This window comes from Moorena sp. SIO3I6 (genome assembly GCF_010672095.1).
In genome coordinates, this window is sequence record NZ_JAAHHU010001209.1 from 1 (window position 1) to 1,553 (window position 1,553).

Below are 1,553 nucleotides of genomic sequence, written 5' to 3' on the forward strand. Positions count from 1 at the left end.
TGGAGTTGAGACGTTTGCTCGTCCGACCTCTATTAATCGACTGATAGTCCAGATTGATGGGACTTTTGCTATCAATACTGTGACTAGCTTTATATTTCTGGGAATTATATAAGTAAGCTCTCCTGAGATAGCTCAGGTAGCTAGAGCTTGAGACTATAGCTTCAGCCACGACTATTGAAGCCATTACATGGTGATTGGCAGTCGGAAAATCAGCTGGATAAGTTTCAGCTCAGACTCTGGATTGAGAAAGTGGTGCGATAAGGGGCGATGTTCTGTCGCCAAGGGAAGGCGCACCCAGAGATAGGAAGAAAAAAACGATTTTTGGAGAAGACTATGATTAAGCCAGAAAAAGATTTTTGCTTCTGTACTTTAGCTCTCCGTAGTAAGTATCGCTCTCTTGCCAAAAAACTAGCAGGAGATTTAGAAAAGTATGCTCCAGGAAAATTATTAATAGTTGCCACAGATGATGTCAACGATTTTAATAACTGTAAGAACGTTTCAGCGTTTAAACACCAGCAAACAGGAATTCTTCATTGTTATCATGACAAACGTTTTGAGGTTGAGAAGGCTTTGTCAAGGTTTAGTGTAGCCATACAAATTGATGCTGACACCAGGATTGTAGGTAGCTTACCTGAAACCATTGAAGTATTGCCCGGAATTACAGCAGGACATCAAGCAAATCTTGTCAAGCATGTAGAAAAGTATAATCCGGAAAGATTAAAGCCCCTTAAACAGATAGCCTCTAAGTTAGATATCCCATTAGACAAGGCAATTTATATAGGAGAATCTTTAGTGTTTGTTTCTAGAGATGGTGGCAAAGAAAAAGAATTTATTAAACAATGGGGTATGATCGGGCGCTATTTTGAGTTAAAAGGTATTCATGGTGGCGAAGGCATTATCTTAGGACTGGCGGCTGCTAAGGCAGGATTGACTATTACCAGAAGTTCTAGCTGGGACAGGATTAATGAAGTCAAGAAACATCTGGATGCTTCTCATGAGAAAACACAGAAAACGTTTTGGGATTCCCTGAAACGCAAACTGGGCTATCACTATAATTTTAATCGAGCCAGGGTAGCAGCATTAAAAGATTTTGAATTTTACTACCGATAATATAGCATTTGGTGAGGTACTTTCGTCCTAGGTTTTAGGGAGTAGGGAGTCGGGAGTAGGGAGTCGGGAGTCGGGAGTAGGGAACTTCGGATCAGGGAGTAGCGATGCAGTGAGGTTTTGGGGGTAAGCCCCAAGACCTCACTGGCGTGGTTTTCACGGGGCTGCGTGCCCAACTTGCTTCCCCACACAGCCCCAAAAGCATGAGAGACCGCATCAATAAGCCATTTGGTCATCGAACAATATAGTTTATTTTAGTCTAATGAGGTACACAGGATTTTTACCATCTTACCTCTTACCTCTTCTGACTTCACTGCTCCCTGCTCCCTGCTCCCTGCTCCCTGCTCCCTGCTCCCTACTCCCTAAAAACATGTACCTCACCTAATTAAAAACCACTATAATGCAATTAGTGGCTATATTAGGAATCCTAAATCAGTTGTCAAATG

General features: G+C 42.2%; 3 protein-coding genes. 2 read left to right on the top strand and 1 reads right to left on the bottom strand.

The window, feature by feature from the left end; all coding sequences use genetic code 11:
• Positions 1-333: 333 nt before the first annotated feature.
• Entirely contained in the window at positions 334-1,110 is a 777-nt protein-coding gene (locus F6K49_RS47750; protein ID WP_293109589.1) for a hypothetical protein, read from the top strand.
• On the opposite strand, the gene F6K49_RS47755 is transcribed toward F6K49_RS47750, so the two are convergent.
• Positions 1,101-1,343 carry a hypothetical protein gene (locus F6K49_RS47755; RefSeq protein ID WP_293109591.1) on the bottom strand — a complete coding sequence of 81 codons (243 nt, stop codon included), beginning with the start codon at positions 1,341-1,343 and terminating at the stop codon, positions 1,101-1,103. The genes F6K49_RS47750 and F6K49_RS47755 overlap by 10 nt on opposite strands.
• Positions 1,344-1,369: 26 nt before the next feature.
• On the opposite strand from F6K49_RS47755, the gene F6K49_RS47760 reads away from it, so the two are divergent.
• Positions 1,370-1,492, top strand: coding sequence for a hypothetical protein (locus F6K49_RS47760; RefSeq protein ID WP_293109593.1), 123 nt, complete (start codon positions 1,370-1,372; stop codon positions 1,490-1,492).
• The last annotated feature ends 61 nt before the right edge of the window (positions 1,493-1,553 follow it).

What these genes read in the sequence shown, in the direction of transcription:
- F6K49_RS47750 (WP_293109589.1), top strand. Translation starts at nt 334, where the DNA reads ATGATTAAGCCAGAAAAAGATTTTTGCTTCTGTACTTTAGCTCTCCGT.
- F6K49_RS47755 (WP_293109591.1), bottom strand. Translation starts at nt 1,343, where the DNA reads ATGACCAAATGGCTTATTGATGCGGTCTCTCATGCTTTTGGGGCTGTG.
- F6K49_RS47760 (WP_293109593.1), top strand. Translation starts at nt 1,370, where the DNA reads ATGAGGTACACAGGATTTTTACCATCTTACCTCTTACCTCTTCTGACT.